General features: G+C 70.0%; 19 protein-coding genes. 4 read left to right on the forward strand and 15 right to left on the reverse strand.

Features of this window, described 5'->3' with window-relative positions; genetic code table 11:
• From D0Z08_RS21925 to D0Z08_RS21935, 3 genes are all read left to right on the forward strand, one after another.
• A complete protein-coding gene (locus D0Z08_RS21925) occupies nucleotides 1-1,446 on the forward strand; it encodes a carotenoid oxygenase family protein (protein ID WP_118927410.1) in 1,446 nt (481 codons plus the stop codon).
• 144 nt (nucleotides 1,447-1,590) lie between these two features.
• Nucleotides 1,591-2,838, forward strand: coding sequence for a cytochrome P450 (locus D0Z08_RS21930; RefSeq protein WP_118927411.1), 1,248 nt, complete (start codon nucleotides 1,591-1,593; stop codon nucleotides 2,836-2,838).
• A complete protein-coding gene (locus tag D0Z08_RS21935) occupies nucleotides 2,835-3,035 on the forward strand; it encodes a ferredoxin (protein WP_118927412.1) in 201 nt (66 codons plus the stop codon). Before D0Z08_RS21930 ends, D0Z08_RS21935 begins: the two co-directional genes overlap by 4 nt.
• 5 nt (nucleotides 3,036-3,040) lie before the next feature.
• Here D0Z08_RS21935 and D0Z08_RS21940 read toward each other — a convergent pair whose 3' ends face one another.
• The 12 genes from D0Z08_RS21940 to D0Z08_RS21995 form a co-directional block, all read right to left on the reverse strand.
• Nucleotides 3,041-3,661, reverse strand: a complete 621-nt coding sequence (locus tag D0Z08_RS21940; RefSeq protein ID WP_118927413.1) for a TetR/AcrR family transcriptional regulator — start codon at nucleotides 3,659-3,661, stop codon at nucleotides 3,041-3,043.
• Nucleotides 3,662-3,760: 99 nt separating this feature from the next.
• A complete protein-coding gene (locus D0Z08_RS21945; RefSeq protein ID WP_118927414.1) occupies nucleotides 3,761-4,231 on the reverse strand; it encodes a nuclear transport factor 2 family protein in 471 nt (156 codons plus the stop codon).
• 66 nt (nucleotides 4,232-4,297) lie between these two features.
• Entirely contained in the window at nucleotides 4,298-6,238 is a 1,941-nt protein-coding gene (locus D0Z08_RS21950) for an oxidoreductase (RefSeq protein ID WP_118927415.1), read from the reverse strand.
• 8 nt (nucleotides 6,239-6,246) lie between these two features.
• On the reverse strand, nucleotides 6,247-7,800 hold the full coding sequence (locus D0Z08_RS21955; protein WP_118927416.1) for an aldehyde dehydrogenase: 1,554 nt from the start codon (nucleotides 7,798-7,800) through the stop codon (nucleotides 6,247-6,249).
• A gap of 136 nt (nucleotides 7,801-7,936) precedes the next feature.
• Nucleotides 7,937-8,956: an alpha/beta hydrolase gene (locus tag D0Z08_RS21960; RefSeq protein ID WP_118927417.1), complete on the reverse strand. Its 1,020-nt coding sequence runs from the start codon at nucleotides 8,954-8,956 to the stop codon at nucleotides 7,937-7,939.
• A 110-nt stretch (nucleotides 8,957-9,066) separates the two neighbouring features.
• Complete coding sequence (locus D0Z08_RS21965) at nucleotides 9,067-10,197, reverse strand: sugar ABC transporter substrate-binding protein (RefSeq protein WP_182481428.1); 1,131 nt, start codon at nucleotides 10,195-10,197, stop codon at nucleotides 9,067-9,069.
• A 98-nt stretch (nucleotides 10,198-10,295) separates the two neighbouring features.
• Nucleotides 10,296-11,138, reverse strand: coding sequence for a mycofactocin-coupled SDR family oxidoreductase (locus D0Z08_RS21970; RefSeq protein ID WP_118927419.1), 843 nt, complete (start codon nucleotides 11,136-11,138; stop codon nucleotides 10,296-10,298).
• Between the two features lie 51 nt (nucleotides 11,139-11,189).
• Nucleotides 11,190-12,734 carry a sugar ABC transporter ATP-binding protein gene (locus D0Z08_RS21975; protein WP_118927420.1) on the reverse strand — a complete coding sequence of 515 codons (1,545 nt, stop codon included), beginning with the start codon at nucleotides 12,732-12,734 and terminating at the stop codon, nucleotides 11,190-11,192.
• Between the two features lies 1 nt (nucleotide 12,735).
• Nucleotides 12,736-13,812, reverse strand: a complete 1,077-nt coding sequence (locus tag D0Z08_RS21980; protein WP_182481429.1) for an ABC transporter permease — start codon at nucleotides 13,810-13,812, stop codon at nucleotides 12,736-12,738.
• Nucleotides 13,813-14,036: 224 nt separating this feature from the next.
• A complete protein-coding gene (locus D0Z08_RS21985; RefSeq protein WP_118927422.1) occupies nucleotides 14,037-15,080 on the reverse strand; it encodes a phosphotransferase family protein in 1,044 nt (347 codons plus the stop codon).
• Nucleotides 15,077-16,267: an acyl-CoA dehydrogenase family protein gene (locus D0Z08_RS21990; protein WP_118927423.1), complete on the reverse strand. Its 1,191-nt coding sequence runs from the start codon at nucleotides 16,265-16,267 to the stop codon at nucleotides 15,077-15,079. The genes D0Z08_RS21985 and D0Z08_RS21990 overlap by 4 nt, the downstream gene beginning before the upstream one ends.
• 26 nt (nucleotides 16,268-16,293) lie before the next feature.
• Entirely contained in the window at nucleotides 16,294-17,325 is a 1,032-nt protein-coding gene (locus tag D0Z08_RS21995) for an NADP-dependent oxidoreductase (RefSeq protein WP_118927424.1), read from the reverse strand.
• Between the two features lie 61 nt (nucleotides 17,326-17,386).
• On the opposite strand from D0Z08_RS21995, the gene D0Z08_RS22000 reads away from it, so the two are divergent.
• Nucleotides 17,387-18,349 (forward strand): zinc-binding dehydrogenase, encoded by a 963-nt coding sequence (locus D0Z08_RS22000; RefSeq protein ID WP_118927425.1) that lies wholly within the window; start codon nucleotides 17,387-17,389, stop codon nucleotides 18,347-18,349.
• Nucleotides 18,350-18,359: 10 nt separating this feature from the next.
• On the opposite strand, the gene D0Z08_RS22005 is transcribed toward D0Z08_RS22000, so the two are convergent.
• The 3 genes from D0Z08_RS22005 to D0Z08_RS22015 all read right to left on the reverse strand — a co-directional run bounded on the left by D0Z08_RS22005 (nucleotide 18,360) and on the right by D0Z08_RS22015 (nucleotide 22,414).
• The gene (locus tag D0Z08_RS22005; protein ID WP_118927426.1) at nucleotides 18,360-19,487 is read right to left on the reverse strand and encodes an ABC transporter ATP-binding protein; all 1,128 of its coding nucleotides are present in this window, start codon (nucleotides 19,485-19,487) and stop codon (nucleotides 18,360-18,362) included.
• Nucleotides 19,488-19,566: 79 nt separating this feature from the next.
• Entirely contained in the window at nucleotides 19,567-21,255 is a 1,689-nt protein-coding gene (locus tag D0Z08_RS22010; protein WP_245994297.1) for an ABC transporter permease, read from the reverse strand.
• 112 nt (nucleotides 21,256-21,367) lie between these two features.
• Nucleotides 21,368-22,414, reverse strand: a complete 1,047-nt coding sequence (locus D0Z08_RS22015; protein WP_118927427.1) for an extracellular solute-binding protein — start codon at nucleotides 22,412-22,414, stop codon at nucleotides 21,368-21,370.
• Nucleotides 22,415-22,429 lie beyond the last annotated feature (15 nt).

Here is a 22,429-nt window from a genome sequence, read left to right on the forward strand (position 1 = left end):
ATGGCCAACATGTTCCTCGAGGGTCCGTTCGGCCCCGTCAGCGTCGAGCAGACGCTCACCGAGCTGCCGGTGACCGGCACGATCCCCGACCACCTCGACGGCCGCTACCTCCGCAACGGGCCGAACCCGGTCGCCGAGGTCGACCCGGCGACGTACCACTGGTTCACCGGCGACGGGATGGTCCACGGCGTCCGGCTCCGCGACGGCCGGGCCGAGTGGTACCGCAACCGCTGGGTCCGCACCGAGCGGGTCGCCCAGGCCCTCGGCGAGCCGTTCAGCGCGCGACCGCACCGGGGCGGGATGGACGCCATCGGTCCCAACACCAACGTGCTGGCGCACGCGGGCCGGACCCTGGCCCTGGTCGAGGGCGGCGTCGTCAACTACGAGCTCACCGACGAGCTCGACACGGTGGGCGCCTGCGACTTCGACGGCACCATCCACGGCGGCTACACCGCCCACCCCAAGCGGGATCCCGAGACCGGCGAGCTGCACGCGGTGTCGTACTCCTTCGCCCGCGGCAACACCGTGCAGTACTCCGTGATCGGCACCGACGGCCGGGCTCGTCGTACCGTCGACATCGAGGTCAACGGCAGCCCGATGATGCACGACTTCGCCCTGACCGAGAAGCACGTCGTCCTCTTCGACCTCCCGGTCACCTTCGACCCGCGCCAGGCCGCGGAAGCGAGCGTCCCGCGCCTCCTCCGTACGCCGGCCCGGCTGGTGCTGTCCGCCCTCATCGGCCGGGTCCGCGTCCCCGACCCGGTCGTCGCCGCCGTCGGCCGGCAGTCCACCGGCGGCGGCGTGATGCCGTACCGCTGGAACCCGCGCTACCCCGCGCGCGTCGGCGTGATGCCGCGCGAGGGCGGCGCCAGCGACGTCCGCTGGTTCGACGTCGAGCCCTGCTACGTCTTCCACTCGATGAACGCGTACGACGAGGGCGACTCCGTCGTCGTCGACGTCGTCCGGCACCCGAAGATGTTCGCCAGCGAGTTCCGCGGACCGGTCGAGGACCCGCCCACCCTGGACCGCTGGACCATCGACCTCAACGCCGGGAAGGTGCGCGAGGAGCGGGCCGACGACCGGGCCCAGGAGTTCCCGCGGGTCGACGAGCGGCGGCTCGGCCGGCGGCACCGCTACGGGTACGCCGTCGCCGCCGACCTGCGCGATCTCTCCAACAACACGTTGCTCCACCGGCACGACCGGGTCGCCGGCACGTCGACGACCCGCTCGTTCGGGCCGGGCCGGCTGGCCGGCGAGTTCGTGTTCGTCGAGTCCGGCCCCGACGCCGCCGAGGACGACGGCGTCCTCATGGGCTTCGTGTACGACGCCGCCGAGGCGACCACCGATCTGCGGATCCTGGACGCCGCGACCCTCGACGACGTCGCGAGCGTGCACGTGCCGCACAAGATCCCGGCCGGCTTCCACGGCAACTGGTGCCCGGCCTGATCTCACGGCGATCCGCCAGGATTTCCTTAACCCGGGCGACTGTTGCCTAGTGACCGTGATGCGCGTTACATTTCAGATCGCACCTGAACCGAACTCAGTTTGTAACGAGCGCCGGCCCGCTGGCAGGCAGGGATCGAGGACAAGATGACCGAGCTGTCGGCGAATGAAGACCTGAAGGCCACGGGCCGGGTACCGAGCGGTTGCCCGGTCATCCACCTGGACGCCTCACCCCCTCTCGAGGTGGGCAGCCACTGGCAGAAGGCCAACGAGCTGAGGGAGGAGAGCCCGGCGTTCTTCAACACCCACGCCCAGGGCTACTGGGTCTTCACGCGGTACGACGAGGTCCGGGAGATGTACCAGCACCCGGAGATCTTCTCCAGCGAGTCGATCACCCCGTGGGAGCCCGACCCGGTCTACCGCTTCGTACCCACCCAGATCGACCCGCCCGACCACAGCAAGTACCGCCAGCTGATCAGCCGCTGGTTCGCTCCCAACGCAATCACCCGGATCGCCCCCGAGGCGCACGAGATCGGCCGCCGCCTGGTCGCGGATCTCGCGCCGGCGGGCGAGTGTGACTTCGTCACCGACTTCGCGATGCGACTCCCCACCGAGATCTTCCTGACGATCATCGGCGTCCCCGGCTCCGACGCCGACCTGATGGGCCCGTGGGTGGAGGACTTCTTCGCCGGGTTCGGCGGCGACCTCGCGCAGCAGGAGGCGATGGGCGCAGCACTGGGTGGCATCCGGCAGTACTGGGTGGAGGTCCTCGAAGCCCGCCGCGGCGAGTCCGCTCCCCGCGACAACGACTTCGTGTCGCTGCTGCTGCACTCCGAGATCGACGACGAACCGCTCGACGACGCCCTGATCCTGGACATCCTGACGGTGCTCGTCCTCGCCGGGCTCGACACCACACGCGGGCAGCTCGGCTACCTGTTCCGCCACCTCGCCGAGCATCCCGACGACCGCAACCGGCTCCTCGCCGAGCCGGAGCTGATCCCCTCAGCGGTCGAGGAGTCGCTCCGGCTCTACACGATCATCTTCGGCGACGGACGGAAGGTGGCGCAGGACACCGACTTCCACGGCTGTCCGCTCAACAAGGGCGACATGGTCTACGGCCTGGTCTCCGGTGCCAACCGGGACCCGCGGGTCTACGACCGGCCGGACGAGTTCGTCGTGGACCGCAAGGCCAACAACCACCTCGGGTTCGCCGGCGGTCCCCACCGCTGTCTCGGCGCGCACCTCGCCCGGATGGTGATGCGGGTCGCGGTCGAGGAGTGGTTGAAGGTCATCCCCGCCTTCGAGGTGGCGAGCGAGGAGCCGCTGATGGAACGCGGCGGCGGCGCCATGTTGACCCTGCTCAGCCTTCCGCTCCGGTGGGAGGTCCCGGCATGAAGCTGACCGTTCGCAGCGACCTCTGCCGAGGACACGGCCGCTGCTACGACCTCGCCGAGGACTTCCTCGAGGACGACGACGAAGGGTTCGTGACCGCACGCGGTCAGACCCTCGACGTACCGGCTGACCAGGTGGAGGACGTCCGCAACGCGGCGGCCTCGTGTCCCGAGGGCGCCATCACGATCCTCGAGGACTGAGTCGGCTAGGGACCGACGACCCGCAGGCAGGCGCCCGTGATCAGCTCACGGACCTCGTCGAGCGTCATCCGGCCGCCCGGGCGGTACCACCGCCACACGCTGACGATCATGGCCAGCACGACGGTGGCGATCGCGTGCGGGTCGCGCTTGGCGAACTCCTTCGACCGCATGCCACGCTTCAGGAGAGCGGTCCACTCGCTCTCGATCTCCCGGACGAGCTCACGCGAGCGCTGACGTTCCGCCTCCTCCTTCTCCGACGGCCGGGGAGTGGCGAGAAGGTCCATGTGGCTCTGCAGGATGCGCATCTGCGACACCTCGCGCGGGGTCACGTCGTACGCCGCCGCGATCGCCGCCTCGAGCGCCTCCCGCGCTCCCGGCGCAGACGCGGTGACCTCGCGGAACCGCTGGAGGGAACGGTCCAGCTCCATGCTCATGATCGTGAGGAGGCAGTGGGCCTTCGACTCGAAGTAGTGGTAGAGCGCGGTCTGGCCGATGCCGACCTGGTCGGCGATCCTGGCCCACTTCGTGTGCTCGTACCCGTCCTTGCCGAAGCTGTCGATCGCCGCGGTCAGGATGAGCGCTCGCTTGGAGCGCGGACCCTCCGTCTCCGGCAACGTCTGCACCATGTGTCCACCTCGTCTGTCTGGTCCGCGAGCCCAGGCGTCGAGCCTGTGTCGGATGAGACGATGCTAGCAAGATGAGATGAACTCAGGTCAATTCTTCGGTCAGGCCGGCCAGCCGGGCACCTTCGGACCCCGGCCACCGACCGCCTCGAGGTAGCCGGCCGCGTCCGCGCGGCGCTCGCCCCACATGATCTCGAAGACCAGCCGCGAGATCTTCCAGGTGCCCTCGTGCTTGGTCAGCTCGTCGTGGTAGCGACCGACGAGGACGCAGACCTCGTCGTCGCCCGCGAACTTCTGGTACGACGTGTGGTAGACGAGCGCGGTCGCGGAGTCGCCCTGCACGTCGACGTGGTAGACGCTGAGCAGGTGGTGCTGCCAGACGCAGGTCTTGGTCGCCTCACGGATCCAGCCGATCACCGTCTCGGCGCTCTCGGCCGGCTCGGCGTTGCCGTACTGGGCCCACAGATCGGGGTGGAGCACATCGGTCAGCTGGTCGAGGCTGGCCGAGTCGATGCTCGATGCGTAGCGGTACAGCGTGTCCTCGATGAGCATCCGGTCTTCGACTGTGGTCATGGTGTTCCTCGTTCCTCGGTGTCGGTGGTCCTGGTCGGTCCTGGTCGGTCCTGGTGGGTCGGCGGTTCAGACGCTGGCGCCGGCGCGGTATCCCTCGGCGATCGCGTGACTGATCCGGCGGGGCGTGACGCAGTCGCCGATCGCCGTCAGCGTCGCGTCGGCGGACGTCGCACGCAGCAGTACGTCGTCGCCGATCCGGGGCTGGTGCCACACCAGCAGGTCGGGCTCCGTCATGCGGTCGTGCCGGCCGAACAGCGGCCGGAGGAGCAACGGGGCACCCGGGTCGTCGGGGACGACCACCCGGTGGGCGACCTCGAGGGCGACGCCGGCGTCACCGAGGCGCCGCAGCAGCGGACCGACGCTCTCCGCGGGGACCCGCGGTGCGAGCGCGGTCAGTGCGGTCACGAAGGTCACCTCCCAGCCGCGCCCGGCCAGCGCTTCCGCTGCGCTGTACGCCGACCAGAACCCGTCGCTCTCGTCGTAGACCACTGCGCTGCCGGGCTCGTCCGGGACAGCACCGGCGAGCACCTGGTCGACAGCCACGGCTCCGCGCGCGAGCGGGGCGGGTGGAAGGTCCCCGAGCTTCGAGCCGGTCGCCACGACGACGTGGTCGGCGATGCCCCGGACCTCCGCGAGGTCGTCCGTCGAGATCGGGGCGCCGAGGTTGACGTCGACCTTGAGCCGGCGGGTCTCCCGCGCGAGGTAGTCGACGACGTCGATGAGGGTTGCGCGATGAGGGGACGCCGCAGCGACGCGCACCGCTCCCCCGAGCGAGGTCTCGGCCTCGAAGAGCGTCACCCGATGGCCGCGCTCGGCGGCGACGCGGGCAGCCTCCAGCCCGGCCGGGCCACCACCGATCACGTAGATGTCCTTCGCTGAGGCGACCCGCACCCCCACCGTCGGCAACCGGCCGCGCCCGACCTCGGCGTTGACCGCGCAGTGCAGGTGCGGGTCGAACGCCCGGCAGTCCTGGTTGACACCGATGCAGCCGCGGATCTCGTCGAGCCGTCCCTGCTGGGACTTGGCGGGCAGGTCGGGGTCGGCGAGCAGCGCCCTCGCCATGCCGACCAGGTCGGCGTGGCCGGCCTTGACGACGTGCTCGGCGGTGCCGACGTCCCGGATCCGTTGGCCGACCAGCGTCGGCAGTCCGGTAGCGGCCCGGACCCGGGAAGCTGACGGCACGGCGACGGCGTCGGGCCCCGTGGAGTCCTTGACGTAGGTCCCTCGGGTGCCGTGGGTGATGCTGAGGTAGTCCACGCCGCCCGCCGCGGCCAGCGCCTCGGAGACCCGCACGCAGTCGTCGATCGCCATCCCGCCCGGGATCTCTTCCTCCCCGCTGAGCCGGACCCCGAGCGCGAAGCCGTCGGGGGTGACCGACCGCATCGCCTCGATCACCAGGCGCAGGAAGCGCATCCGGTTGTCGAAGGAGCCTCCGAAGTCATCGGTCCGCTGGTTGGTGAGCGGTGACAGGAACTGGGCCGCAAGGTAGCCGTGGGCGGCGTGGATCTCCACGCCGTCGAGGCCGGCCTTGACCAGGTTCTCGGTCGACACCCTCCAGCCCTCGATGATCGCGTCGATCTCACGGACGGTGAGCTCGTGGGGCGGATAGGCGTCGCGGACGGTCTTGATCGGCGAGGGTGCCATCGGTGGCTGGTCGGACTCGCCGCCGATGAACTCCCGCCCCAGGTGGACCAGCTGACCTACCAGGCGGGCGCCGTGCCGGTGGACGACGTCCGCCTTCTCCTTCATCGCCGGCACGACGGCGTCGAGATAGCCCTCGACCAGCTTGCCGGACCGCAACGCCGACGTGGAGTGGACGACGGTGGCGCCGCCGATGATCAGTCCGACGCCACCGGCGGCCAGCCGCTCGAAGTGCTCGATGTCCCCGTGGGTCGGGATCCCGCGCTCGACCAGGCTGGTCCCCGCTGGCAGCGCCACCAGCCGGTTCCTCAGGTCGAAGCCGGCCAACCGGAAGGGCGAGAACACATGGGGGAACTGCGCGTCCATCGGGTCGCTCAGTGCGTGCCGGGACCGGTTCCGCGTCGTACGCCCGCGGTCACGGCTTCGGGGAGCTGACGGCTCGGGTCGACCGAGATGGTCTTGTAGTGCAGGAACTCCTGGTACGCCGTCGGCCCGTGCTCACGCCCGATTCCGGACCGCTTGTAGCCGCCGAAGGGAGAGCCGAGGTCGGCCGCGAAGGTGTTGACCGAGAACGTCCCGCTCCGCACCCTGCGGGCGATCTCGAACCCGTGGGCGTCGTCCGCGGTGAACACGGCGCCCGAGAGCCCGAGCTCGCTGTCGTTGGCGATGCGGACGGCGTCGTCCTCACCGTGGTGAGGGATCAGCGAGGCCACGGGACCGAAGATCTCCTCGCGGCTGACGCGCATGTCGTTGTCTGCGTCGGTGATCAGGGTGGGCTCGAAGTACCAGCCGCGATCGAGACCGGCCGGCCGGCGGCCGCCGGTCGCGACGGTCGCGCCTTCCTTGCGTGCGAGCTCGACGTACTCCTCGACCCGGTCCCGCTGCCGCTCGGTCACCAGCGGGCTGATGACGGTGTCGGCCTCCATCGGGTCGCCGATCTTCAGCGACCGGAAACCCTCGACGAGGGCCTCGGCGTACTCGTCGTACTTCGCCGCGGGTACGACGAGCCTGGTCAGTGCGACGCAGCTCTGACCGGCGTTCGTCCCGACGCTGGCTCCGATGAGCACCGGGAGGGCGTCCTCGAGCTTCGCGTCGTCGAGGACGATCGCGGCCGACTTCCCGCCCAGCTCCAGCACGCACGGCTTGATCAGCTCGCCACACGCAGCGGCGATCCGGGCTCCGGTCTGCACCGAGCCGGTGAAGCTGACCATGTCGACGCCCGGGTGGCGCACGAGGTACTCAGCCTCCGGCGCGCGGGCCGCGACGATGTTGATGACGCCCGGCGGCAGGCCGACCTCCTCGCAGATGTCGCCGTAGATGAAGGTCGCCAGTGGGTTGGGCTCGGTCACCTTCACGACAGCGGTGCAGCCCGCGATGAGCGCCGGGCCGACCTTCTGCGGCACGGCCGGGAACGCGAAGTTGTACGCAGGGAAGGCGGCGACAACGCCGACCGGTTCCTGGACCACGAGGCTCGCGCCGGCCATCGGGATGATGCTGCCGCCCTCGGAGCTCGCTGCAAGCGGACCGAGGTCGCTGAGCCGCACCTCGGACGTGTCCAGGCTGCGGCCGATCTCGGCGTTGTAGTTGAGGCTCATCACCGGTGACACCACTTGGTAGACCTGAGACAGGAACAACGTGCACCCGAGCTCCTCGGTGATGAGCGGCGCAAGCTCCTCCTGGCGCCGCGCGATCGCGTCCGCCATCCGGGTCAGGTAGTCGGCACGCTCAGCAGGGCTGAGGCGGGGCCATTCACCGTGGTCGAACGCCTGTCGCGCGGCGGCGACGGCCGCATCGATGTCGGCGGTGGAGGCCGCGGGCACGCGGCCGATCCGCTCCTCCGACCGCGGCGAGATGATGTCGAAGTGGTCATCCGACTGCGCGGGACGCCAGGCTCCGTCGATGAAGAAGGCGTGGTGATCGGTGTTCATTGGGGACGTACCCTCCACTCGGTTTCGGGCCTGGGGCCCGGCTGAGAACTCGGCTCCTTCCGGCCCGAAACGGAAGTGAACCCAGTTCGATTCAATTTACGGCAAAGTGATCGGGGCCACAAGGGCTCCGGAGCTGCTACGGCACGCGCTGGAAGGAGCCGGCCGACGGACGGGATCCGGCCACACCGGTCGCCCATCCGCCGATGCGGTCCCAGAGGTCTGCGCGTCGGGCTTGGAAGTTGTGGCAGTGATAGCTCCCTGCGAGCACGAAGAGCGTGATGTCGTCCGCCCGTTCGTAGAACGCAGCCTCGTCTCGCGGCTGCTCGCTGATGTCGAACTCACCGAACGCCACGAACACAGGCGACGAGACCTGAGCAGCGTGAGCAGCCGTGAAGCCGACGTGGAGCGCGTCGACGTAGGGCCAGGCTGCCCAGACGACCGAGTTGGCATTGTCCGCGGCGATGATCTCGGCCGGCACGTCAGGACCGTTGAGCCACGCCTGGTGAGGCACCTTGTCGACGACGCCGTACCCCGCCTCCCACTGCGAGCCCCAGAATCCCTTGGCGAGCTCGACGGCGGTGGAGCGCAGCGACGCGTCGTCCCCGTGGTCGACAGAGCGAGTCTTGACTCCGTGCGTGTAGCCCAGGACGGCGATCGCGTCGTAGCTGCCCCACTGCGCCTGTTGGATGGCGACGAGCCCACCGCCCATGGAGTGCCCGACGCCGACCATTCTCGGCTCGGCGATGGGCGGCAGCCCGGCGGCGAGGGACCCGTCCGCCAGACGGGCGCGAAGAACCTCTATCGCGCCGTGGGCCGCGGTGGCCAGCGCCTCGTACGTGCAGACGGTGCCGTCCGCGGGCCGTCCGCTGCCTCCGACGCCCAGCGGGTCGACCGCGACCACCAGGAAGCCGCGCGACGTCATGTGCTCGGCGAAGCTGTAGCCGTCGTGACCAGGGAGTCGGATGTCCCAGTAGTCCCGTCCGTACGACCCGCCCGGCCAGCAGACGAGAACGCGGACCTCGTCACCGATCTCGTCCGGCGTGAACAGGGCGGCCGCGAGCGCCAGCTCTCCGACGCCATCAGGCGTGGCCGATGACGGCAGGGCAAGGTTCAGGTCGATTCCCGACCTGGGGCGAGCCTCTTCCTGCAGCTGCATCGGAGCTTCCTCTCTGCGGGGCGCCGCCCGGGCCGGCGCTGGTCGATGACGTGTCGGATGAAGGTGGATGCGGAGGGCGCCGGCACGATGACCGGCGCCCCCGCAAGCCTTCAGTTGAGCTGCCAGAGCTCGGTGAACTGCTCCTCGTACCCCGCAGGGCCGGCGAAGTCGTACGACGGCGCCAGCGCCTCCGCCGCCTCCGGCGTGTCGACGATGTACGTCGGCAGGGACCTCATCTCCTCGTGGTAGCCGTCAGGAAGCGTGCCGCCGTCGACGAGTCGGAGCGCCGCGTCGACCATCTGCCACCCCGAGTAGAGGCTCGGGTACGCCACCCAGGCGGCGTCCATCCCGCCACCCTCGACGAGCGCCTCGAACTGCTGGGGCCCGCCGCCGTTGCCGATCAGCTTGACCTTGTCCTCGAAGCCGGCAGCCTGGAGCGCCTCCGGGACTCCGATCTCGAGGTCCGCGAAGTTGAACAGCACGTAGTCGGTGTCGGGGTTCGACTGCAGGTAGGCCACGAGCTTCGACGCCACCTGGCCGCCGGCCAGGTCCTCGACGGTCAGCTCGAGCTCGTCGGCCGAGCAGTCCGCGCAGTGCTCATCGACCATCTTGTGCACGCCGTCGACGGTCGTCTGCAGCGACGGGAAGCTCGGGATGGTGACAGTCACGATGTTGGCGCCACCGCTGGAGTCCTTGATCGCCCACAGAGCGAGGTTCTCCCCGTCCGGCTGCGTGGTCTGGCTGCAGATCGCGGCGTACGTCTCGGGAGACGGGTCCTCCGGACCCGGCGAGCAGGTGACCACGGGGATGCCGGCTTCCGCGGCACTGGCGAGCTGAGCCTCGATCGCGGCCGACGGGATGCCGGTGATGCCGATGACATCAGGGCTCTGCTGGATCGCCGACTCGATGGCGCCGCCGGGGTCGGTGGCCTTGAAGACGATGTTCTCGTAGTTCCACCCGGCAGCGTCCACCGCCGCCTCGACGCCGGTCCCGATCTTCCCGCAGATCGGCAGCTCGCACTGCAGCCAGAAGAAGGTCTTGCCGGCCTCGGGCGGGGCCTCGAGCGGAGTGGTGATCGTGATCTCGGTCGGCGGGGTCGTCACCGGGTCCGGAGCTGCCTCGGCGGCAGCCGAGGCCTCGGGCGAGGTCGACTTCGTGTCGGAATCACCGCACGCAGCCAGCCCGAGGGCCAGCAGCGGCACGGCGAGCGACATGCGCGCAAGGCGCTGCCAGTTCTTCATCGGAACTCCTTGATAAATTGAATTCATGTCAGTTTGAAGCTGCAGAAAGATCCGAGATCCGGGTGGAGAACGGGCAGATCGTGCCCGGTTAGTGCCTGTCAGCCCTTCTTCGCGGTGTTCCCCGCGTCGATGGGAAGGGCGATCCCGGTGATGTACCGGGCCGCATCGGAGCAGAGCCAGGCGACTGCTTCGGAGACATCGAGGGGTTCGATCCACGGCACGTCCGGCAGGCTGTTGAGCCCTGCGAACGCCTCGCGCACATCGTCGGGACCGGGGTCCGCGACGCCGGGGGCGAACAGCCGGAACGTCGCGTCGTTGACGACCAGGGGCGTGTTGACCGTGGTGGGGCAGATCGCGTTGACACGGATCCGGTGGGGGCCGAGCTCCTGCGAGAGGACCTTCATCAGGCCGATCACGCCGTGCTTGGCGGCCGTGTAGTGAGCCGTGTTCTGGTAGCCGATCAGGCCGGCGGTCGAGCTGGTGAGCACCACCGAGCCGCCCTCTCCGCGCTCGACCATCGACGGGAGCGCGGCCCGGACCGTGTTGAAGACCCCGGTGAGGTTGACGTCGATCATGTCCTTCCAGACCTGCTCGGACATCTCCCAGCTGACCGCCCAGGAGCCGACGCCGGCGTTCGCGCAGACCACGTCGATCCGGCCGAGCTCGCCGAGCCCGGCGTCGACGACCTTCTGGACCTGGCCGAGGTCGCGGACGTCGGCCTGGTGGGCGACGATGCGGCGACCCTTCGCCTCCACGAGCGCGACGGTCTCGTCGAGGTCGGTGCGCGCCGCCAGGGCGTACGGGACCGTCTCCACCTCGTCGGCACAGATGTCCAGGGCGATGATGTCCGCCCCTTCGTCCGCCAGGCGCACCGCGTGCGAACGGCCCTGGCCGCGACCGGCTCCGGTGATGAAGGCGACCTTGCCCTCGAGTGTGCCCATCTTCCGCTTCTCCTCGTGCTGCGTGGTGGTCGTGGGTGTCCTTCGCCTTTGCTAGACGGTCGCCCCGAGGCCGAGCTGGAGGCGGCTGAGCTCCGCCGTGGTGAGCCGGGAGCCCGTGACCTCCGCGACGATGCGGCCGTCGCGCATGACGAGGACCCGGTCGCAGGTGTCGCACAGCTCGTTGTCGTCGGACGACGCGATCACGACGCAGGCGCCGTCCGCCGCCACCTGGCGAGCCAGGGCGTGGATGACGGCCTTGGCACCGACGTCGACCCCCTGGCTGGGCTCGTCGAGAAGGAGTACGGCGGGTTGCCGGCGCAGCCACTTCGCCAGCACGACCTTCTGCTGGTTGCCGCCCGACAGTGCGCCGAAGAGCGCCTCGGGAAGCGGCGGCCGGACGTCGAGGCGCCGGATCCACTCCGTGACCTCCTTCGTCTCGCGAGCGCGGCTCAGGAAGCCGAAGCGGGTCGCGAAGCGGCGGAGGTCGGTGAGACCGAAGTTCTCGCGGACGGGCATCTCGAGGATGGCGCCCTCACCTCGGCGGTCCGCGGGCACGAGCGCGAGTCCCGCCCGCATCGCTCGTCGCGGGTTCGCCGGCACCGGGCGGCCGTCGAGCTCGACCTCGCCCGTCCTCGATGCGACTCCGAAGATCAGCGGCAGGAGCTCCTCGCGTCCGGAGCCGGTGAGACCGGCGATCCCGACGACCTCGCCTCGTCGTACCCGGAGGTCGACGTCCTCGACAACGGTGCCGTTGAGGCCGGTGACCGCGAGGGCGACCTCGCCCGTCGGCTCGACGGACTGGTCGTGCGGAGGCCGCAGCTTCTCGTCACCGATCATCGAGCGCACCAGGCCGTCCTGGTCGATGGCGTCGACGTCCCACGTCCCGACGCGGACGCCGTCACGCAGGACGGTGACGCGGTCACCGATAGCGAAGATCTCGTCGAGTCGGTGGGACACGTAGATGACACCCAGGCCGGCTGCCCGGACCCGCTGGAGCGCCGCGAACAGCACCGCGACCTCCTCGCGCGGCAGCGACGCGGTCGGCTCGTCGACGACGAGGACCCGCGCGGCCTCCCAGTCCCACAGTGCTCGCGCGATGGCCACTCCGGTGCGCTCGGCGGCGCCGAGCGCAGCGACGGGTCGCGCGACGTCGAAGCCGTAGCCCAGGTCCTTCATCCGGCGTTCGGCGTCGCTGCGCTCGGCGTCCCAGCGGATCCGGCCGCCGCGAGCGGTCGTGAGCCGGCGGCCGAGCATCAGGTTCTCGACGGTGTTGAGCGTCCCCACCAGGCCGAGGTCCTGGTGCACGAAGCGCAGACCCGCGCGATGGGCGTCCGCCGTGCTCGACAGCTCGACCTCCTCTCCCCCGAGCCTGATCTCGACACCGGGATCGGGTTGGTGGAAGCCGGCGAGCACCTTGATCAGCGTCGACTTGCCGCAGCCGTTCTGGCCGACCAGCGCGTGGATCTCCCCGGCCCGCAGGTCGAGGTCGACACCGTTGAGCGCCCGGGTCGAGACGAACGTCTTGGACAGGCCGCGTATCGACAGCACGGGGGTCGCGCCCTCGACACCGTCGGGCGACAGCTGCTGGAGCGTCACCTCAGCTCACCGACTCCGGGGCCTGCTCCCGCGAGGCCCGCAGCTTGCGCAGGACCGGGCGGCTGGCGACCGCCACCGCGATGATGAGAGACACGCCCTGGAACATCGGCTGGCTCCAGACCGAGGCGGAGGACGCGGACAGCGCCAGCCCCTGGATGCCGAAGGCGAGCGCGAAGTAGGCGATCAGGGTGCCCCACACGTTGGGACGCTGGGAGAGCTGCGAGGCGCCGAGGAAGACGGCGGCGACGGCCGGGAAGAGGTAGCCCGGACCGACGCTGGACGAGAACACCGGGCTCTGCATGGAGAAGACCACGCCGGCGAGACCCGAGATGGCGCCGCTGGCGACGAACACCCCGAACAGCACCCGCTCGGTCGGTACGCCGGCCAGCCGCGCCGCGTCCCGGTTGCCGCCGGTCGCCAGGAGATGGCGGCCGACTGCGGTGAACTCCAGGCAGTACCACATCACGAGGGCGAGCAGGAGAAGCATCCAGACGACCACCGGTACGCCGGCGAAGTCGCCGCGCCCGAGCTCTCCCCATCCCTCCGGGAAGTCGCCGATCAGCTGGGTGTTGTTCGACATCAGCAGCAACACGCCGGCCAGCACCTGGCTGACGCCGAGGGTCGCGATGAACGAGTCGACGTGCAGCTTGACCACGATGAACCCCGACACCGCCCCGCTGAGCGCGGAGGCTGCGATCGCGATCAGCGCGGTCACCAGGATCGGCAGGTCGGTGTGCAGGGACAGGTAGACGACGATGCCGAGGCCGAGCGCCATGACCGCGCCGATGGAGAGGTCGTAGACCCCCGCGGTGAGCGGCACCAGGAAGGCGAGCGCGAGGATGCAGGTCACGACGCCGGACCGGAAGACCAGCGTGAAGGTCACCTCGGTCAGGAACGTGTCGGGGCTGAGCAACCCGAACAGCACGATGAAGGAGCCCAGCAGGTAGATCGCGCTGATGCGCCGCGGGGCGAGCTTGCCGAGGAGCCGGCGGGAACCCGTCCCCGAGGCGCGTGGCTCCGGCTCCGGGAGCTGGTCGACCGGCTCATCCAGCTGGATGGCCTGCTGCGTTGGTGCCACGTCGATTCTCCTCACACCGGGGTGCTGCTCGTTCACGAAACGTAGAACTGAATTGAACTCGTGTCAAGCGTCACATTCGCGGCGGACGGTCGGTGCTCACGACCGGGTCGGTGACCGGCCAGTTCTGCGTTTGCCCAGGTCACGCGGCTGTTTGAAGTCCGAGCGACCGCCGGTCGGACGCGTCTGACGAACCGCGCGGTCCGGGTAAAATTTAGTTGGACGCCCTAGGATCTCGGAGATCTCGCGGTCCTGGCAGTGCCGCGGAGGGCCAGCTCGAGGTAGGGCTCGACGGCTTCGCCGGCCGTGTCGAACCCAGGACCGGCACCAGCGCCCGCTCGCCTCCGATGGTCGATGCCGGCGGCGATCACGGCGACCTTGAAGCACGCGAGGGCGAGGTGGAAGTCCCAGTCGTCCAGCCGCACTCCCCCGGCCGACTCGTAGCCGGCAGCGAGCTCGGTGGCCGTGGGGAGGCGCTCGCTCGTCCACGCGCTCGGAGCTCCCAGCACGAGGTCGAACGGCGAATGCCGGTAGGCGCACATCATGGCGACGTCGGCCACCGGGTCGCCGATCGTCGACAGCTCCCAGTCGATGACGGCAGCCACCCGTGGCGACAGTCCGTCCACCGCGATCAGCGTGTTGTCGATGCGGTAGTCACCGTGCACGATCGACGTCGCCCGCTGCGTCGGCACCCGGTCGGCCAGCCGCGCCATCACGTCGCGCGCGAGTGGCTCGAGCTCGGGGGTCCCCACGCTCTGCCACTGGCGACTCCACCGCTTCAGCTGGCGCACGGCGTACCCCTCGGGACGGCCGAAGCCCTCCAGCCCGGCGGCGACGTGGTCGACCAGGTGCAGCGCAGCGAGCGTCGTGAGCAGACCACTCACCATCGCGCCGACGGCTGCGTCATCGTGCTCTGCGAGGTCTGCTTGCGTCCGGATCGCTGCCCCCTCGACGTGGCCGCTGACGGTGAACGGGACGCCGAGCAGCGACTCGTCCTCGCACAGCAGGAGAGCCGGGGCCACCGGGACGCCGGAGCCGGCCAGCGCCGCGGTCACCCGGTGCTCGCGCGCGACGTCGTGGGCCGAAGCCGTCCGGCCGGCGCGCGGCGGCGTGCGCAGGATCCACCTGGTCCGGCCGTCGGAGATCACGGCCGTCAGGTTGGAGCGACCGCCCGAGATCAGCTCCGCCTCGAGCGGCCCGACGACCTCGACACCCGCGTCGGACAGCGCGTCGGCGACGAGCGCGAGCTCGTCGCGGCTGGGCGCCGTCATGACGCTGCGGTGTCCGCGAGACGACGTACGGCGCGCCGGGCGATCGACCACCGGTGGACCTCCGAAGGGCCGTCGTAGATCCGGAACGGCCGGATCTCCCGTGCGATCCGCGCGACCGGCAGCTCCCGCGAGACGCCGAGCCCGCCGCACATCTGGGTGGCACGGTCGACGACCCGGTGCAGGGCCTCGGCCGCGAAGGTCTTCGCGATGGAGGTCGACTCAGAGGCCCGACCACCGGCATCCAGCTCACGACACGCCTCCATGAGGAGCGCACGCGTGGCAGCGAGATCGATCTCGTTGTCGGCGATCATCTGCTGCATCATCCCGAGATCCGCGAGGCGTCCGCCGAAGGCCGGGCGCTCCGCGGCGTACCTGACGGCCACCTCGTGGGCACGCGACGCTGCGCCCAGCCATCGCATGACGTGGGTCATCCGCGCCGGCCCGAGTCGCACCTGGGCGTACCGGAATCCCTCGTCCACTCCCCCGAGCACGTCCTCGTCCGCCACGAAGACGTCGGTGAACAGCATCTCGCAGTGGCCGCCCAGCATCGAGCGGTCGACCGTGTCGATGTGCCGGACGACGTCGATCCCGGCCGCCCGGCTGGGCGCGAGGAACATCGTGGCTCCGCCCGGCTCGCCCGGCTCGCCGCTGGTGCGCGCCATGATGATGTAGAAGCTCGCGCCGTCCGCACCGGTGATGAACAGCTTGCGGCCGTTGATCAACCACCCGCCGTCGACCTTCGCGGCAGCGGTCGTCAGCATCGTCGGATCGGCGCCCGCCCCCGGGGCCGGCTCGGTCATCGCGAAGGCCGAGCGTGCCTGACCGCTCACGAGCGGGGCCAGGTAGCGCGCCCGTTGGGCGCCGGACGCCACGTGGTCGAGGAGATGGACGTTGCCCTCGTCGGGGGCGTTGATGTTCAGCGCCACCGGGCCGAACAGCGACCGGCCCGCCGCCTCGAACACCGGCGCGCGGGCCGCCATCCCGAGGCCGAGACCGCCGCAGTCGACCGGTCCGTGCGGCGACAGCAGCCCTTCCGCGCGCGCCCCCTCCTGGAGCCGGCGGCGCAGTGCTTCGCCGCCTGCTGCCTCGATGTCGCCGTCATGCTCGTCGTCGACAGGGATGACCTCGCGCCGTACGAACGCCGTGGTCGCTGCGACAAGGGCCGCGGTGTCGCGGTCTGCCTGCATTGCTCTTCCTCACTCTTCGGGCGCGACTAGAGCCGCACCAAGGTCTTTCCGCGCGTCCGGCCGCGCAGCATGTCGGCGAGGGCCTGCGGCGCCGTCGCGAGTCCGTCGTAGACGGTTTCCGGACAGACCAGGTGGCCCTCCTGCAGCCACCGACCGACCCGGGCCTGCATCTCGGGCAGGAGATCCAGGTAGAGACTTCCGCGGAAGCCCGAGAGCGTCAGGTTCTTCGCGGTCGCGAGGAACACGTTGCTCGGGCCGCGGGGCTCGGACTCGTAGTCGGAGACGGAACCGCAGAGCGCGATCCGGCCTCGCATCCGCATCGCGTCGAGGGCCGCCTCGAGGTGGTCGCCGCCGACGTTGTCGAAGTAGACGTCGATGCCGTCGGGCGCCAGCCGCTTCAACGCGGCTCCCGGCTCCTCGTCGCGATAGCTGAACGCGTCGACGCCGAGGGTGTCCTGGAGCCAGCGGACCTTCTCCTGCGAGCCGGTCGAGGCGATCACGTGATGTCCGAGCAGCCGGGCCATCTGGGCAACGAGAGATCCCACCGCGCCGGCGCCGGCAGAGACCCACAGCACCTCGCCGCCACGCAGCGCACGGGCGACGGCGAGCCCGGCGTACGCCGTCAGGCCCATCGGGCCCAGTGCGCCGAGGAACCACTGCGGCTCGTTGCCGTGGAGCTCGAGCTGCCGCAGGGTACCGATGCCGTTCATCGCCTCGTCCGACGCCCGGACGACGGAGTGTTCCCGCCACCCGAGCGAGTGCCACACCGTGTCCCCCGTCGTGAAACCGGCGGCGCGCGACGCGACCACCTCGCCGACGGTGAGGATGCCGTCCATCGGCGCGCCGAGGGGGAAGGCCGAGAAGTACCCCTCAGGCGCCGCTGCCCGGAGACGAAGACGGAGACCGGGATCCACCGAGGTCCAGGTGTTGCGCACGAGCACCTCGCCCTCGGCCAGTCCGTCGGCACCGTCGGGAACCTCGACCTTGACCACGCTGAAGTGCTGCGGGCCCACCCCGCCCTCGGGGTAGCTCGCGACCTGCAGCTCTGCACTCAACACCTGAGCACCTCTCGTCGGTGGGCGGTGGACAGTGCCAGCCTACCTGAACTAAGTTCAGTTCATGCAAGATGAGACGATGTCCGCCTGGCGATGGACCGGCACCGGCCGACCCCTGGACCTCCAGGAGATCCCGGTCCCGGAGCCCGGCGATGACGAGGTCCTGATCAAGGTCAGGGCCGCCGGGATGTGCCACTCGGACGTCGGCGAGATCGACGAGCCGTCCTGGGCCGCGACGATCACCCGCAACCCGATCACGCTCGGCCACGAGATCGCCGGCGAGGTCGCTGCCGTCGGCAACGAGGTCGCCGACTGGAGGCCCGGACACCGGGTGGGCGTCCACCCGTTGGGCAGGACGGTGCCGGGCTACAGCCGCGACGGCGGCTACGCGGCGTACACGATCGCGCCGGCCGGCGACCTCGTCGCCGTCCCCGACGACCTCTCGCACGAGCTCGCTGCCGTCGGGACCGACGCCGGGATGACGTCGTACCACGCGGTCGCCGGGGTCGCCGGCGTCCGCGCCGGCATGCGGGTCGGCATCATCGGGCTGGGAGGTCTCGGCCAGCTCGGGGCCCAGCTCGCGGTGCACCTCGGCGCCGAGGTGTACGCAGCGGAGGTCAGTGCCGAGGCCCGGGCCCTCGCTGCGTCGTGGGGACTGGCGGGCACCGTCGGCTCCGCTGACGACCTGCGCGGTCTGCGTCTCGACGCCGTGGTCGACTTCGTCGGTGCAGGTACGACGACCGAGGCGGCCGTGCACGCGATCCGGGTCGGCGGCGACGTGGTGATGGTCGGGCTGGGTGCCGAGCACACCACCCTCACCACCGCCGACGTCATTCACCAGAAGGCCCGCATCCACGGCTCCTCGGGCGGGACCCGCGAGGACATCGAGGCGGTCTACCAGCTCCTGGCTAGCGGCACGCTGCAGCCGGCGCTCGAGTCCATCAGCTTCGACGAGATCCCCTCGGGTATCGACCGGCTGCGTGCCGGGACGGTGCGCGGACGGCTGGTCGTCCGGATGGCACCCTGACGGTGCTCGGTCAGGATGCCGCGACGAGCGGGCGGTCCACGGCCACCTCACCGAGCGGGTAGACCTGCATCTGGTCCGGCCGGAAGCTGATGGCCACGGGCTCCCCCGCGGTCGAGGAGCGCAGCCACGACCCGTGCGTCGCGGCATCCGCCCGCAGCCGGAACTCCTCGGAGCCGGCCGCGACGGTCACGTCGTAGTGGCGGCCACCGAACTCCGACGACAACAGGCTCGCCGAGAGCGCGACGGCGTGGGGCGGCAACGGCTCGTTGCCGCGATGCAGCTGGACGTCCTCGGGCCAGATCCGGGCAACCACGGCCTCGGCGTCCGGCAGGTCGCGATGCACGAGCACGTCGACGCCGTCGCCGGTCTGCCACCCCGTGGCGGACCGACGCAGCTCGAGCCGGTTCGACATCCCGATGAAGTCCGCGACGTAGTCGGTCGCGGGGTTGTTGTAGACGTCGTCGGGCGTGCCGAGCTGCTCGATCGTGCCCGCTCGCATGATCGCGAGCTTGTCGCCGAGGGCGAACGCCTCGGACTGGTCGTGCGTCACGAACACCGCGCCGAAGCCGAGGCTCTCGTGCAGGCGGTGGATCTCGGTGCGCACCTGGTCCCGCAGTCGAGCGTCGAGGTTGCTCAGCGGCTCGTCGAAGAGCACGAGGTCGGGTCGCGCAGAGAGGCCCCTGGCCAGGGCGATCCGCTGCTGCTGGCCACCGCTGAGCTGGGAGGGGTAGCGGTCGAGCAGGTGACCGCAGTGCACCATCTCCGCGGTCTCCTCGACCCGGCCCGCCGCGATGGCGTCCTTCATCTTCCGGACCTTGAGCGGGTAGGCGATGTTCCGGCGGACCGTCATGTTCGGCCACAGCGCGTAGGACTGGAACACCATCCCGATGCTGCGCTTGTGGGCCGGGACGTTGAGGCGGGCGGAGGAGTCGTAGACAGCCTGGCCCTTGAACTCGATCCGTCCCGCCTCCGGGGTCTCGAGGCCCGCGAGGCAGCGGAGGGTTGTGGTCTTGCCGCAGCCGCTCGGCCCGAGGAGGACGAGGAACTCGCCCTCGTCGATCTCCAGGTCGAGGTCGTCGACGATGACGTTGGAGCCGTAGGACTTGCTGAGGCCGGAGATTCGGAAGCTGGCCATCATGTACCTCTCGAGTGGTTCGGCCGGACGGGTCGGGCAGGGCGGACGGGTCGGGCAGGGCGGGCAAATCGGAAGGGAGGGTTCACAGGTTGTCCAGGACGTTGCGGCCGCCGACGAGCATCGCGACCATGACGCCGGCCGCTGTCACCGCCGACATGAGGATCGCCATCGCCGCGACCAGGGTGTAGGAGCCGTTGCTCCAGTGGTCGTAGAGCACCGTGCCCATCACCTGGGTCGTCGCGGAGCGGACCATCAGGGACGCCGCGAATTCGTGGGTGAGCAGGATGAACATCAGGGCCACGGCGCTCAGGACAGCGGGCTTCAGCATCGGCAGCGTCACGCGGAGGCTGGTCACGAGCGGGCTCGCGCCGCTCACGGCCGACGCCTCGCTGTAGGTGTTGCCCATCGAGATCAGGGCCGTCATCTGCATCCGGGTGGCGAACGGGATCATCAGCACGATGTAGACGAGGATGATCACCCACTTGGTGCCGTAGAGGATGAACGGCGGCTGGGTGTAGGTCAGCAGGAAGCCGACGCCGAAGATGACCGCCGGCAGGCCGAGCGGCAGGGCGGTGATCACGTCGGCGATCGTGCGGACGACCGTCAGGTGCCGGTTCCGCACCACGAGCGTCGCCACGGCGAGGCCCACCGGCACGCAGATCGCGACGGCGGCGAGCGAGGTCACCACGCTGGTGCTCACCGATTCCATGACGCCAGGGGTCCTCACCATCTCCCGGTAGTTCTGGAGGGTGAACAGGTCCCAGCTGAGGTTCTCCGACCAGTACGGCGACAGCGACACGATCAGCACGCCGAGCAGTGGCAGCACCAGCGCGACGAACCCGTAGAGACCGACGAAGAAGGCAGCCCAGTACGAGCGGCCACCGGCGGGCGCGAACGACTTGCCGCCATGGGTGACGAACCGGGCCTGGTTGCCGAGCAGGAACCGCTGGCTGAGCACGACCAGGATCCCGACGATCACCAGCGGCGAGGCCGCCGCGGCGGCGGCCGCGTAGTTGACCGGCGACTCCGACGTCCGTCGGTACATCTCGGTCGTGAGGACCTTCATGCCCTCGTTCTGGCCGAGCAGCAGTGGACCGGTGAACTGGCCCAGGCCCAGCAGCAACGCCACTCCGCCGCCGTACACCAGCGACGGGCGGAGCAGCGGCAGCACGACCTTGAAGAACACGCCGAGCTGGGACGACCCGCTGGACTGAGCGGCCTCGAGGTGCTCGGAGCTGATGTTCTGCATGCCGGCGCTGACGAAGAGGTAGACGAACGAGGTCAGGCCGAAGCCGGTGATGATGATGATCCAGGTCGAGCTGTAGACGTTCACCGGCCCGGAGTCGAGGTGGTCCCACCACGGCAGCTGCCGCATCAGCGCGTTGAGGTAGCCGGGGCCGGGCGACAGCAGGAAGGCCCAACCGACGACGTTGGCCACGGACGGCATCACGATCGGCAGGACCGGGATGATCCGGAGGAAGCCGACGCGTCGCGGGAGCCTGCTGGTGGCGTACGCGAGAAGGGTGCCGAGCACCATGGCGATGACGAGCGAGGCGATCGCGAGGCCGACGGTGGTGCGGAGCGTCTCGCCGATGTCGGGCCGGCCGAACTGTGACTCGTAACCGGCCGCGTCGTTCTCGAACGCGAGGGTCTGCAGCCGCCAGACCGGCATCACGATCAGGTAGCCGAGGGCGACGACGAGCGCGCCGTAGAAGAGGCGGCTGCGCCACCGCTGAAGGTCGACACCCAGCATCGCGAGTGGACGGGTCATGGCCATCGGATCACCTTCGGTTGGGGTGGAGATGCCGTGGTGGCGAGTGGTGGTCGACCCCGCCACCACGGCACGTCGTTCGCTGCCCGGGTCAGTGGGCGGCAGCGCAGGGTCAGCCGAGGAAGGCCTGCTCCCACTCGTCCTGGTAGGCCTGGACGGCGTCGGAGGAGAGCTCGTCGGCATCGCCGAGCGGCACGTCCTGCGCCTGCAGGTCGGTGCCGAGGCCGGTGCCCTCGATGTCGGGCAGACACGCGATGAAGTCGTGCGAGATCGCCGCCTGACCCTCGGGGGTCACCAGGAAGTCGGCCAGCACCTGCGCGGCGTTGGGGTGCGGGGAGGAGGAGAGCACGTGGCTGTACCACGGGACCCCGAACGGCTTCTCCGGCACGACGAACTCCACCGGGGCGCCATTGGCCTTCTCGGTGAGGACCGTGCTGCTGCTCATCGGCGTCGCCCAGATCTCGCCCGAGGCCAGTGCCTGGCCGATGGCGACGGCGCTGTCGTACACCCGGGGCTGGATCTCAGCGAGGCGCTCGACGTAGTTCTCGCCGAAGTCGACGTCGATCTTGCGATACATGTCGACGTACGTCGGGATGCCCGCGGGGTTGGTGACCCCGACCTTGCCGCCGGCGAGCTCGGACGCCAGCGCGTCCTCGGGATCCGCGAGGCCCTCCGGGAGCTTCTCGGTGTTCCACGCCAGCCCGAAGACCGTGGCGCTGGTGACGAACCACTTGTCCTCGATGATGCTGGCGTCGCGGTCGTACGCCTCCTCGTCGAAGGACGGGCCCACGACCTCGACGGAGTACTCCGCGTCCAGGCTGCGATCGATCCAGCCGGCGTCCGTGGTCATGTGGATGTCGGCGGTGCCCTGACCGGTCTGGTTCTCGATCTCCACCTTCGGGAGGATGTCCGCGTCGGTGCCCCGCACATAGGTCAGCTCGATCTCGGGGTACTCCTTCTCGAACGCCTGCTTGAGCAGCTCGAGGTTGTCGGGGGCGACGGTGCCGTAGATGACGACCTCCCCCTCCTCGTTGGCGGCTTCCAGGATCTCGTCCCAGCTGCCCGCCAGCTCCGCATCGTCCGAACCTCCGCAGCCGGCGAGCGCAGCAACGGCGAAGAGTCCTCCGGCCACTGCGGCAGCGAGTCGCTTCGATGTCATGGGACTTCTCCTTGT

Origin of the sequence: Nocardioides immobilis, assembly GCF_003515065.1 — a bacterium.
GTDB lineage: Bacteria > Actinomycetota > Actinomycetes > Propionibacteriales > Nocardioidaceae > Nocardioides > Nocardioides immobilis.